12 protein-coding genes are annotated in these 12,188 nt (G+C 38.3%); 4 read left to right on the forward strand and 8 right to left on the reverse strand.

The window, feature by feature from the left end; translation table 11 throughout:
- The first annotated feature begins 116 nt into the window (after nt 1–116).
- Nucleotides 117–860, forward strand: coding sequence for a copper homeostasis protein CutC (locus ED622_RS12190; protein WP_122034389.1), 744 nt, complete (start codon nt 117–119; stop codon nt 858–860).
- Between the two features lie 85 nt (nt 861–945).
- Here the strand turns inward: ED622_RS12190 and ED622_RS12195 are convergent, their stop codons facing one another.
- Complete coding sequence (locus tag ED622_RS12195) at nt 946–1,311, reverse strand: YgiW/YdeI family stress tolerance OB fold protein (protein WP_122034391.1); 366 nt, start codon at nt 1,309–1,311, stop codon at nt 946–948.
- Nucleotides 1,312–1,355: 44 nt separating this feature from the next.
- The gene (locus tag ED622_RS12200; protein WP_122034393.1) at nt 1,356–1,991 is read right to left on the reverse strand and encodes an AcfA family outer membrane beta-barrel protein; all 636 of its coding nucleotides are present in this window, start codon (nt 1,989–1,991) and stop codon (nt 1,356–1,358) included.
- Nucleotides 1,992–2,123: 132 nt separating this feature from the next.
- Here ED622_RS12200 and ED622_RS12205 point away from each other — a divergent pair, with 132 nt between their 5' ends.
- The 3 genes from ED622_RS12205 to ED622_RS12215 all read left to right on the forward strand — a co-directional run bounded on the left by ED622_RS12205 (nt 2,124) and on the right by ED622_RS12215 (nt 4,973).
- Nucleotides 2,124–3,050, forward strand: a complete 927-nt coding sequence (locus ED622_RS12205) for a LysR family transcriptional regulator (RefSeq protein ID WP_122034395.1) — start codon at nt 2,124–2,126, stop codon at nt 3,048–3,050.
- 183 nt (nt 3,051–3,233) lie between these two features.
- On the forward strand, nt 3,234–4,154 hold the full coding sequence (locus ED622_RS12210) for a YadA C-terminal domain-containing protein (protein ID WP_254052627.1): 921 nt from the start codon (nt 3,234–3,236) through the stop codon (nt 4,152–4,154).
- 324 nt (nt 4,155–4,478) lie between these two features.
- Complete coding sequence (locus tag ED622_RS12215; RefSeq protein ID WP_122034400.1) at nt 4,479–4,973, forward strand: hypothetical protein; 495 nt, start codon at nt 4,479–4,481, stop codon at nt 4,971–4,973.
- Between the two features lie 89 nt (nt 4,974–5,062).
- Here ED622_RS12215 and ED622_RS12220 read toward each other — a convergent pair whose 3' ends face one another.
- From ED622_RS12220 to ED622_RS12245, 6 genes are all read right to left on the reverse strand, one after another.
- Entirely contained in the window at nt 5,063–5,623 is a 561-nt protein-coding gene (locus ED622_RS12220; RefSeq protein WP_122034402.1) for a VC2662 family protein, read from the reverse strand.
- Nucleotides 5,624–5,811: 188 nt separating this feature from the next.
- Nucleotides 5,812–6,510, reverse strand: a complete 699-nt coding sequence (gene phoU, locus ED622_RS12225; protein ID WP_122034404.1) for a phosphate signaling complex protein PhoU — start codon at nt 6,508–6,510, stop codon at nt 5,812–5,814.
- A 37-nt stretch (nt 6,511–6,547) separates the two neighbouring features.
- The gene (pstB, locus tag ED622_RS12230; protein ID WP_122034406.1) at nt 6,548–7,366 is read right to left on the reverse strand and encodes a phosphate ABC transporter ATP-binding protein PstB; all 819 of its coding nucleotides are present in this window, start codon (nt 7,364–7,366) and stop codon (nt 6,548–6,550) included.
- Between the two features lie 4 nt (nt 7,367–7,370).
- Nucleotides 7,371–8,894 (reverse strand): phosphate ABC transporter permease PstA, encoded by a 1,524-nt coding sequence (pstA, locus tag ED622_RS12235; RefSeq protein WP_122034409.1) that lies wholly within the window; start codon nt 8,892–8,894, stop codon nt 7,371–7,373.
- A 25-nt stretch (nt 8,895–8,919) separates the two neighbouring features.
- Complete coding sequence (locus tag ED622_RS12240; RefSeq protein ID WP_122034411.1) at nt 8,920–11,133, reverse strand: ABC transporter permease subunit; 2,214 nt, start codon at nt 11,131–11,133, stop codon at nt 8,920–8,922.
- A 70-nt stretch (nt 11,134–11,203) separates the two neighbouring features.
- Complete coding sequence (locus ED622_RS12245) at nt 11,204–12,184, reverse strand: PstS family phosphate ABC transporter substrate-binding protein (protein WP_371413441.1); 981 nt, start codon at nt 12,182–12,184, stop codon at nt 11,204–11,206.
- Between the last annotated feature and the right edge of the window lie 4 nt (nt 12,185–12,188).

Here is a 12,188-nt window from a genome sequence, read left to right on the forward strand (position 1 = left end):
TTTTCTTCAGGGCTTTTTTCTTTCTTCATAGAGCGTAATTCTGACGCCTTCTTCACACATCTAAAGATAAATATTCTTTATACTGACTAATTCTCCATTATTTCTATCTACATATCATGTCTATTAAAATTGAAGTCTGTATCGATAACTTAGAATCTCTGCATAATGCTATTAATGGTGGCGCAGATCGCATTGAACTCTGCTCTTCACTGGCGTTGGGGGGATTAACACCAAGCTTTGGTTTCATGAAAAAAGCAGCGACTATCTCTTCTATTCCTGTTTATGCAATGATCCGTCCTCGCCAAGGAGATTTTCTGTATGACAACGACGATATCTCGGCCATGATTGAGGATATTCATGCAGCAAAATTAGCCGGCTTACAAGGGGTAGTTTTTGGCGTATTAAAAGCTAATGGCGATATTGATATGCCGCTGTCTGCACGATTAATGAAAATCGCTAATGACAATGATTTAGGTGTAACTTTTCACCGCGCTGTTGACCAATGTTCTAATTATAAAAAAGCCATTGAAAACATTGCAGAGCTCGGTTGTGAGCGCATACTTACCTCTGGTCTGGCAGCGAATGCTTATGATGGTATTGATGTTCTATCTGACATGGTAAAACTAGCAAATGGGCGATTTGAAATATTAGCAGGTGCTGGTGTCACCGCTGAAAATGCGAAAGAGATCATTGAAAAGACGGGTATAACTGAGATCCACTTATCCGGAAAATCAACTCGTCCAAGTAAAATGAAGTTAGTATTAGATGGCGTTAAAATGGGCACTGGAGATTTAGATGATTTTATTGTCCCAGTGACTGACCCTAAAAAAATAGACGCAGTAAGACAACAAATTAGTTAATACGCTTTACTGTCATGACAAAAATGCCAGAGCTCATCACTCTGGCATTTTCACTATAAATAACGATTTATTATTGAAATGGTTATTATTTTGCTAATTGAATAGAATTAACGTCAATCATTGTTTCAGTCCATTCTTTATCAACTTCACCATGAATTACAATTTTAGTTTCAGGTGTTGCTTCAATACCATTCCAATCTTTATGATCGATCTCTATTCTCACTTCACCTGTTTCATCTTTAAATTGGTACTCTTCATTACCTAATGAAGACGTGATGTAACCTGTCAATGTAACTGCTGCATCATCATCTGAATCTAAAGCAGCTCTAACTGTACTCACTGACACTGAACTAGGGCCAGTAAAGCCACCTTTTACCACTTGAGTATTTTGAGCAGCGAAAGCTGTTGAAGATGCGAATACTAATGCGCTTGCTAAGATAATTTTTTTCATTTTATTGTGCCCTAAATTTATAATTAAATACTGATAACGCTATATTAGAAGTAGTAAGCTGAACTCAACATGAACGATGTTGAATTAGCTACGCTATCTGCTTGATAACTTGCTGAAGCCCCTAGCGCTAGGTTTGGGATCACCATGTATTCAATACCTACGCTTGCAATACCACCGAAGACACTTTCTGATTTTGAGCTTCCCGCAACATAATCTTGTGTATATTCGTGATCAGTAAAATCATTTTCATATTCAGTATTTGCTGATGAATCAAATTTATATTGAGTATAAGTTAAACCGAAACCCGTTTTTAACTGTAGCTTTTCATTGATGTTATAGAAATATACTGGTTTTAAAGTAACTTGAGTTGCATCTAAATCAGCATCCCACTCACGTTCTTTTGTATAACCAACTTTATCTGATTTTAACATTTGACTACGGGAATCATCACTCTCAAATGTCTTATAGCCCAACTCTAAGCCAAACTCATTAAAACGATAGCCGACAAAACCACCAAACGCAGAGCTTGAATCATCAGGTGTTAATGTGACGTTATCTTGTGAAAAAGTAGATGAATAATCATGACTCATGTTTGTGACACCATATTCTAAGCCAACGTATGGAGCAGCAACCGTTGCTGTAGAAGTTGCAGCCATTAGCAAAAATAAATACTTTTTCATTATAAATTCAATCCTATAGTCATGGGGTTAAGCTTGGTCTTAATTCGTTATGTAGGTACTATAGAGGGTAGTTCGTGAAGGAAGCGTGAAGAGTTATTAAATAATTCAGATTTTATAAGGAAATAATTTACCATGGCAAAAGATCTATTCGCCACATTAGATTTAAACTTATTGAGAACTTTTTTAATTCTTTCTCAAGAGTTAAATATGCGTAAAGCCTCTGAGCGATTATTTGTTTCTCAGCCAGCAATCAGCCAAGCGTTACAAAAACTTCGTAACCATTTTGATGATGAGTTATTCATTAAAGTCCGTCATGGCCTGAAACCAACTCCTTTTTCTGAAGAGCTAGCCGAAAACATTCAACCCTACCTTGATGGTTTATCTTCTATCTTAAATTCATCTCAAAATTTTGAACCATATAAATTAGAAAAAACACTGACAATAGCCTTAGCACCTCAAGTATTGAGTTGCCTGTCAGGCTCTCTATTTCACCAAATTCGTGAAGAAGCCCCTAATGTTAACTTGCAGCTAGTTAATTGGTCTGAATCGACTTTTGATGATCTTATCAAAGGTAAAATAGATATCGCCGTCAATTACGAATTTAATGCCGTTCAAAAAGAGCTTATTTCGCACAAATTATTGGAAATCAAGGGTTGCGTTATTGTGCGTCAAGATCACCCAATAACCAAAACACTCGCTACCCCTTATGATTTTGAAGGTTATGAAATCGCTTCTTTAATTATTCCTGGTTGGAACAGTAATAAAAGCCTTGCTGCTGATGTTTTAGATGAACTTAATATAGATTATAAAGTGGGTTTTCGTTCTGAATTACCAATGGCATTAATTGATGTTGTCCAACATACGGATATGTACTTCCCATCCACCTCTCTTTTTCCTACTCATCAATATTCATCACTTAGACGTATAGACCTAATTCTTGGTGATATTGTTTTAAATTACCCTATCTATAGCTTTTATCATCAAAGACATAAAAAGAATCCTCTCTACGTTTGGCTCAATAAATTGATTAAAGAACTCCTGCTAAAAAGCGACACTTAACTTATCAATAACGCAAAATAAAACAGGTGTGATAAGACTTACTTATAATCAAAATAATTATAGGTGATTAGAAAGTAACCACCAAACTCAATATTATTCATTCCATCAAACGGAAACAGATTTATCGGTAAGCAAGGATGCTCATTACTGATCTAACTTATGATTAATATTGAGAGTTATAAAATGAAAAAATCTATCTTAGCACTATCCCTAACTGCCATCTTTTCTTCTTCTGTTATGGCTGAAACCATTCAGAACCCAGCAGAGCTTCCAGGAATTGACAACTCTATTCCATCTGTATCAGACCGACCAAGCCCTGATTTTGGAAACACTCCCAATTGGGGATTAGGCCCTACTCAACCACCAATGGTAACAGAGCCTGAATGGCAAGTTCCTTCAACACCAGTTGAACGTCCGCTGCCAGATGCTCCTGTAGATCGACCACAACCGACAGACCCAGATTTTGGTATTTCAGTTCCAACTCAACCACCACTTGATGACAATACACCAAACCGTCCAACTCCTGACTATGGTGATACACCTCACTGGGGAATTGGTCCAGATAAACCTGTCGATCGTCCAGAACCTGTAGACCCTGATTTTGGACAAGCGGTTCCTGAGCAACCACCAATGGATAATACTCCAGAAAGACCACAACCTCAGAAACCAACGCAACCGCCAGTTGATGACAATTCACCAGAACGTCCTCAACCTCAAGTTCCAGTGCAACCGCCAATGGATGACTCTCCTGAATGGGGGATCCCACACGTCACTGATGGTCAACGCATTACTTCATTAGAAAATGAATTCAAAGCCATGGCTGAAGAGAATAATCGTCGCTTCAATGAGCAAGACGAAAAGATTGATGGGGTTAGAGCAGGTTTGCATGCTGTAGCCAATGCTCGTCCATTTGTAACAAGTGGTGAATTTGCTATTGGTGCCGGTGTTGGTTTTTCCGGCTCAAAAGAAGCATTAGCTCTAGGTGGGGCTTACGGTATTAATGAACAATTAAGTGTTTCTGGTACCTTCCACTACGAATCATCAGGTAGTTACTCATCATCCGATGTCGCTGGTGGTGTTGGTGTTCAATACAGCTTCAAATAAATAACTCTCGCCCCGCTAAGGATTGGTAGGGCACTTTTATTTAATGCTTATGCTAAATAAATAATAGAATTCTACTGCAACTCTATTTCTGTCTTTGACAACTCACCATACCGGTAGTATCGCCTCTGTTCTCCCATGCAGAGGCTTTTTTGTGTATTCCTTACAATTCAAATCCATACCCATTAATAAGCTTTAGTTATGATTAAGATAAACACTAGTGATTAGTGATGTATGCAAGGATTTCTTACTATAGCTCCATCAAAACAATTAAAGATAAAACAAAGCACGGATGCTTTTTAAAACTATTATGAGAGAGTATCCATTATGAAAAAATCACACCTAGTTCTTGCTATTGCAACCCTATTTAGCGCAAACACTTTTGCTAATGACTTCCACCTTTCTCCTGAAATTAAAATCGGTCCTTACGGCGGCTTTGGTATTCAAGCTGGTGTTACCGATGCTTTAGGCTTTGATGCGGCATTTATCAGTTATGGACGTACTGTTTATAGCAGTTCTATGTATGACGAAACTATCGATTCATACCGCTTTGGTATTCAACAGATGTTTGGCGCATCAAAAATGCATGGCATGCAGCTTGAGGTCGGTCTTGCAGATTATGATGGTAAGAAAACTAAAAGTGGTGAAACTACAAAAGAAAGTGCATTAGGTTCAAGCATTGGCGCATCTTATGTTTTCCAAGCAACGAACCATTTAGGACTAAGAGCCGGTGTTGATTTAAACTACTTCCCAATGAGCGATACTTATATTCCTTATGAGCTATCAACTAACTTTAATATCGGTATGACGTTCACTTTTTAAGTGAACCAATCACAGTAAGTGATCAGATACAAAAATGGCGCTGTTTATTTAAACAGCGCCATTTTTATTTAATATTGAATTGAATCAAATTACATCGCAAAGTTTACGATTGGGAAACAAGGTAGGAAACCATTTTCCGCACAGTTGATCAGACCAACTTGAACACCTTTGATTTCAGATGTCATGTTGAAGAAACCAACTTGAACGTGTGAATCATTTGAAAGGTTAGCAACACCTACATCAACCATGGTGTAACCTTCAGAGTAGTTCACTGCAGATACGTTAGCACCTTTAACATTATTAGTGATGTTTACAAAACCTAGGTTCGCACCTAAATCATCACCCATATGCCAGTTAAACAGACCAAAAGATGCACCTGTCATGTTGCCATTAACTTTGTTCGCACCGATAAACAGTGGGAAGTTAACACCTGTTAGGTTATCACTCTCAGACATACCAAGCGCAAAATCGACACCAGTTACATCGCCAGTTTTACCATGAAGAGCTGCTAAACGAACGCCTTTTACTTCACTTGCCGCTGGTGCATTAAAACCATTCAGAGATGAAAACATCACTGGTGTACTATCCGCCATAGCGAATGATGAAACCATAGATAACGCCGCGCAAGTACCAACTAAAATCTTCTTCATAATATATTCCTTTATTACTATAATTTATGATTATTAAATGAATCTATTTTTGTATTATCAATCGCATTATGAATGCAATAGCTCATAATATACTCGTTAGTTGCGATAAATACAGCATAGCTCAAATTTTATTTGTTTGATTATTATTTTTAAGTCAAAGGCTTATTTCGAGTGAAGTATCACTCAACTTATTTAATCACATCATCAATATTTTGATCGCCGATATGACGTACATCCTTTCCTTTGACAAAATAGATAATATATTCACAAATATTCTGGCAACGATCGCCGACTCGCTCAATAGCACGAGCCGCCCACATTACCTTCATAACACTTGGGATTGAGCTAGGGTCTTCCATCATGTAGTTCATTAATTGACGAATAACCGCGTCATATTCTGCATCTATTTTATCGTCAAACTTATAAGCTTCGGTGGCCGCTTTTACATCCATACGTGCATACGCATCTAGTACTGAATGCATCATTTTTACTGATTGACGTCCAAGAGATTCAAGAGAAACTAATAAAGAATGATGTTTATTCGAAAAGTTTTCTAGCGATACTTTCGCTATTTGAGAAGCGACATCACCAATACGTTCTAAATCAGTAATCGTTTTAATGATCGCCATGACTAGGCGTAAGTCACTAGCGGTAGGCTGACGCTTTGCAATGATACGGGTGCACGCTTCATCTATTGCCACTTCCATGGCGTTCACTTTATGGTCTTCATGCATAACACGTTTTGCCAAATCGGCATCGTGATTATGTAATGCTTCTAATGCATAGGTAAGCTGCTGCTCAACCATCCCCCCCATGGTTAATACATGAGTGCGAATAGCTTCAAGTTCGGTGTTAAATTGGCCTGAAATATGTCGACCAAGTTGCATGGTATGTCCTTATTTTATCGTTGGCCTATTATAGGAATTATCCATAGCGGCCTGTAATGTAATCTTCAGTTTGCTTATGTATTGGTGATGTAAAAATCGTATTTGCATTACCGTATTCAACCAATTTACCTTGGTTGATAAAAGCGGTGTGATCGCTCACTCGTGCAGCTTGTTGCATATTATGCGTCACAATAACAACGGTATATTTACTTTTTAGCTCATAGATAAGCTCTTCAATCGTCAGAGTAGAAATAGGATCCAAGGCTGACGTTGGTTCATCTAGTAATAATACTTCTGGCTCAATAGCAATTGCTCTAGCGATAACTAAACGCTGTTGCTGACCACCAGATAATCCAAAAGCATTTTCATGCAATCTATGTTTCACTTCGTCCCATAGCGCTGCTGCTTTTAAGGCTTCTTCTACTGCTTCATCTAATACTCGCGCTTCTTTTACGCCCTGTAAACGTAAACCGTAAACAACATTCTCATATATTGACTTAGGAAACGGATTTGGCCGTTGAAACACCATTCCCACACGACGACGTAGTGAAGGTATGTCCGTATTTGGCTGATAAATATCATCACCAAATAATTTAATAGATCCTTGGATTTTGCAATTATCAACAAGATCATTCATACGATTAATACAACGTAGCAACGTAGATTTACCACAACCAGATGGTCCAATAAACGCCGTTACTTGTCCTTTAGGGATACGCATCTCTATATTGGATAATGCGAATGTTTTATCGTATTTTAAACAAAGATTATTAATCTCTATTGCGGTATTTTCATCCGATAAATTATTTACGTCTATTGGCGATAGAAAAGAGAGATCCGGTGATAATGAATACATATAGTTATAACTCCAATGTTCGATATTTCTCTCGTAAATTATTACGAATTGCGATGGCCGTTAAATTTAATCCAATGATAACGGTTACTAATAAAAAGGCCGTTGCATACACAATAGGTCTGGCAGCTTCAACATTAGGGCTTTGAAATCCAACATCATAAATATGATAACCAAGGTGCATAAATTTTCTATCTAAATGCAAATAAGGAGCAACAGCATCCACCGGTAAAGAAGGCGCTAATTTTACCACCCCAACTAACATGAGAGGAGCAACCTCACCTGCGGCTCTTGCCACCGCTAAAATTAACCCCGTCATAATCGCAGGGCTTGCCATAGGCAAAACAATCTTCCATAAGGTTTCAAACTGAGTTGCACCTAATGCTAACGAGCCATGACGTACTGAATTAGGAATACGACTTAACCCCTCTTCGGTTGCAACAATCACAACAGGAAGAGTTAAAATAGCGAGAGTTAACGCTGACCATAACAACCCTGGTGTTCCAAACGTTGGTGTTGGTAATTCATTTGAATAAAAAAGTTGATCAAGCGTTCCGCCCACCACATAAACAAAGAAGCCTAAACCAAAAACACCATAGACAATGGATGGTACACCCGCGAGATTTATCACCGCAATTCGAACTAACCTTGTTAACATATTAGGCTTTGCATATTCATGTAGATAAATCGCAGCAATGACACCTAATGGCATCACAATAACAGACATCAAAAGTACTAATAAAATCGTTCCGAAAATAGCTGGAAAAACACCGCCTTCAGAGTTTGCTTCTCGTGGGTTATCAGAAATAAAGCCATACAATTCTTCAAACCAATGTTGTGTTTTCTCTTGTAATGACATCGCATTGGGAAACCATATATCAACGACATTATCACTGCTTAATTTATAAATCTCACCCTGACTATCTTTTAAAATTAAATAGCTATAGTTCAACTGGCTCGAAATCTCCTTAACTTGTTCATTAAGGCTTTCTTCTTGTTTTTTAAACTCACCATCAGTCAGTTCTGAGTTTAGTAATGCATCAAGCTGACGATACAGTTTATATTGTTCTTGCTCTAATAAATCAATCTTAGCTTTTTCACTTCGAACCCATGATTCAACTTGCTGTCGATTAAGTTCAAGACCATTAGAGGTTTCAATAATCGTTCCAAAATATTTACCATGTTGAAGTCTATCCACCACCACAAGAGCTTTGGGCTTGCTTACTGATTTAATTTTGTTTTTATCTATATTAATAAAATCAAAACCATTAATGTCTCGATTCCCAACCTTAATCACTAACCGTTCTAATTTTTCAGTATTAGTATCATGCAACTTTTCAACATCATACAACTGTCCAATAATCACTTTTCCGTCTGTCGTGTGCCACTCTTGTAACGCCGTTGGCCAAAAATAAGATAATCCTTTCCAGCCAATCAATAATAGAATACCAAGAACCGCAATCATGCTAATACTCACAGAACCAGCTGTGAGCCATATCCAAGGTGAACCTGATTTAATCCAATGTTTCATTTATCTACCTTCATTAAGATCAAACCTACAAACTACGATACTTTTCACGTAACCCTTGCCGTATCCACTCGGCCAATGAGTTCACAAAAAAAGTAAATACGAACAGTAAGAATGCCGCTAGGAAAAGCATCCTAAAGTGAGAGCTGCCCATTTCTGATTCTGGCATTTCAATGGCAATATTTGCCGCAAGGGTTCTCATTCCCTCTAAAATATTGCCATCCATAATTGGGGTATTTCCGGTTGCCATCAATACAATCATGGTTTCACCAACCGCACGACCTAAGCCCATCATTACCGCTGAAAAAATACCAGGGCTTGCCGTCAGCAACACAACTTTGGTTAAGGTTTGCCATTGCGTTGCTCCTAATGCTAATGAGCCTTCAGATAAATGCTTTGGCACTGAAAAAATGGCGTCTTCAGCGATGGTGTAAATTGTCGGAATAATCGCCGCGCCCATGGCAATACCCACCACTAAAGCATTACGTTGATCGTAACCAACGCCTTTGTCACCAAGATAGCTGCGTAAATCGCCATGAAACAACCAACTTTCAATAATGTACCCGTATTGAAAAGTAAGGTAGCCAATCCCAATCAAAGCAGGGATCAGTAATATTGCGTGTTGCCCGCGCGGTAATTTTCGCATGATATGTGCAGGTAATATGTGCCAGATAAACGCAATAATAATCATACTTAGTGGAAAGAGTACAAATAGGCTAAATACGGCGACTAAATTATTTTCAACAATAGGAGCTAACCAAATACCCGCTAACAAACCAATAATCACCGTGGGTAACGCCTCCATTATTTCAATGGTTGGTTTTACATATCGACGAACATTGGAAGACATAAAGTAAGCGGTATAAATCGCACTGCCGATTGCAATTGGCCCCGCAAATATAAGCGCATAAAAAGCTGCCTTTAAGGTACCAAACGCCAAGGGTATTAGGCTAAATTTGGATTCAAAGTCATCATTGGCTGCAGTTGATTGCCAAATATATGCAGGATCAGGATACCCTTCATACCATATTTTACCAAAGACAGACTGCACACTCACTTCAGGGTGAGGATTGGTGACCTCAAAACATTGCCAACCTTTTTTCGTTAGCACGATAAGCTTTTCAGCATTTGGTGGTTGAGTTACTGCCAATACCTCTTCATCAAACAGATGCTGACTATAAAGCGCTTTCTCTGTTGTTGTGTGAACTAAAGATAAGTCACCTTTAGCATCAACAATCGCCACGCCTTTACGATACACCTCTGGTGCCACTTGTTTAATCTGGCCATCAACATTAAATGTACGGATTAAAGTTAAACTACGTTTCTCATTTTTAATCGTATCAAACCACTGCGATAAACTGCCATTCTCACTCTGTACTAATACCGAATGTGCACCAGATAATAACGTCAATTTTTGAGCTGATTCTTTTAATTCAATGCGTTCTCGTAAGTTGGCTTTATGATCTTTTAATGTCCAAACTTGCAGTTCATGTTGATACAAGAAATACAGAAAATCATTATTTGGCGTAATAACCATCGATAACAATTTTTTTGTCTTATCTAACGAAACCGTTTCAAATTCAATCGGGATCGCTTTCCAAACTGATTCACCAGTCATTTGGTTAATTACACTATCAAGTTCAACACCGAGTATTCTCTCATCTTGTGTTTGCGTTAAAACAACCCCTTCGACAGGAGTAAGACTTAGAGCAACTTGAGTTAAGGCTTGTTGTTTTTCATCAATTTGAATAAGAGGAAATGGCGTAAAGCTTTCAACATAAGGGATAAGTTGACGCTTTCCTTGTGAATAGTTGGTTTGAAAGCCTATTTGAGCAAATTGAACTTGCCCTTTTGAATCACCAAAAGCAAACCAATCTTGGCTTTCAATGGTTGCAGCAAATGCAGTTGGGTTATCTATTATTTGAGTTTCACTGACTTGTTTCTTGCTTTGTAAATCAATGAACTGAACCTGACCTTTATCATCAATACGATAAGCCATCTTTCCTTGTTCATCAGATCCTATTGCCAATGTGACATTCTTATATGATGTAAGATATTGAGATAAAGGCTCAACCGTTACTGAGGTGAAAATAGGAGCAATGACCGCTAATAAATAGAAGCAGATAAGCATAAGAGCCGCAATGATCCCTACGCCGCTGGATTTCACCCAAATACGCATAATCAGATCTACAACATAGCGTTGTCTGTCTCGAAGTCTCTGATTAGGTTTGGCGTATGCCATGATGGGGTAACCTCTGCTCTTAAATTAATAGTAATTGGTTTTCTTTGTATTTTACTGCGTAAACAAGAGTTTAATATAACTCTAATTTAGATAATTCTTGTAAAACAAATCGTTCAGACAGGGCAATATAACCATCTTGTTCTACTCTCTTTTGACCATTCGATGAAAGCATATAACGAATAAATTCAGCTTCAAGCGGTTTCAGTTTAGCCGTCGGGGGCTTGTTAAGGTAGATATATAAGAATCGTGCTAATGGGTATTTCCCTGACGTTATATTACTTGTCGAGGGCTCAATATAATCTGTCCCTTCTACACTGATTGGCAATAATTTCACTCCAGACATTTGATAACCAACACCAGAATAACCAATGCCATTTAATGATGCTGAAACACCTTGAACTACAGAGGCTGAGCCCGGCTGTTCATTGACATTAACTTTAAAGTCACCATCACATAATGCATGCTGTTTAAAGTAGCCATATGTACCAGAGACTGAATTACGGCCAAACAGTTGAATGCGATGCGTTGCCCAACGGCTATTTATTCCTAAATCTTGCCAATTGTTTACCGGCTTTAATGCACCACAACGCAACGTAGCGGAAAAGATAGAATCAATCTGAGTAAAGTTAAGCCCTTTAATTGGGTTATCCTGATGAACAAAAATTCCGAGAGCATCAATAGCGACTCGGAGTTCAGTTGGTGGATAACCAAATTGTCGTTCAAAAGCGGCTTTTTCACTTTGCCGCATCCGTCGGCTCATTGGGCCAAATTGAGCAGTGCTTTCTATTAGTGCAGGAGGTGCAGTAGAAGAGCCTGATGCTTGGATTTGAATATTTACATTTGGATAAATACGTTGAAAATCTTCAGCCCATAAGGTCATCATGTTCGCTAACGTATCAGAGCCAATCGACGATAAATTACCCGAGATCCCAGCAACGCGCTCATAAGGTTCTAACTTTCCATCATAAGAAAAGGCATTTTGTATAAACCCCAGCCAAAGCAATCCCACAGAGATTAAACCCCGGATCCATCTTTGCTGCTTGCTATACATAACC

The sequence above is a fragment of the Aliivibrio sp. EL58 genome, from assembly GCF_900312675.1.
Classification (GTDB): Bacteria; Pseudomonadota; Gammaproteobacteria; order Enterobacterales; family Vibrionaceae; genus Aliivibrio.